Here is a 595-nt window from a genome sequence, read left to right on the forward strand (position 1 = left end):
ACCAATTGTTCAGTGAGCAGGCCAGACGCCGTGCCGAAGAGCTTGGCGTGGCCGATCAAGTCACGTTTATCCATGACGATGCAGCAGGCTATGTCTCTGACGAGAAGGTCGATGTGGCGGCCTGTGTGGGTGCCACTTGGATCGCCGGGGGAGTCGCCGGCACGATTGCGCTTCTGGAACAGAGCCTGCGCACTGGCGGAATCATCCTCATCGGTGAGCCCTACTGGCGGCAGTTACCGCCAACGGAAGCAATTGCCAAGGGGTGTCTCGCCAACGCCATCGCTGACTTTCTCCTGCTTCCTGAATTCATTGCGTCTTTCGGCCGCCTTGGCTACGACGTCGTTGAAATGGTTCTGGCTGACCAAGACGGCTGGGACAGATACGAGGCGGCCAAATGGCTCACCATGCGCCGATGGCTTGAAGCCAATCCCGGCGACGAGTTGGCGAAAGATGTCCGAGCCCAACTGACTACGGAACCGGAACGCTACGCCACTTACACGCGCGAGTATTTGGGCTGGGGCGTGTTCGCGCTGATGCCGCGGTGAAGTGCGATGACGAGCAGTTTGTGCACTGAATTTCCGTTTTGGCCTAACCA

General features: G+C 58.8%; 1 protein-coding gene. It reads left to right on the plus strand.

Annotated elements, in window-relative coordinates; all coding sequences use genetic code 11:
* Positions 1-545 (plus strand): SAM-dependent methyltransferase (locus JCM12296_RS35510; protein ID WP_054702868.1); only part of this gene is annotated, 545 nt, incomplete at its 5' end.
* Between the last annotated feature and the right edge of the window lie 50 nt (positions 546-595).

Source organism: Desulfosarcina cetonica JCM 12296 (assembly GCF_001311845.1).
GTDB lineage: Bacteria > Desulfobacterota > Desulfobacteria > Desulfobacterales > Desulfosarcinaceae > Desulfosarcina > Desulfosarcina cetonica.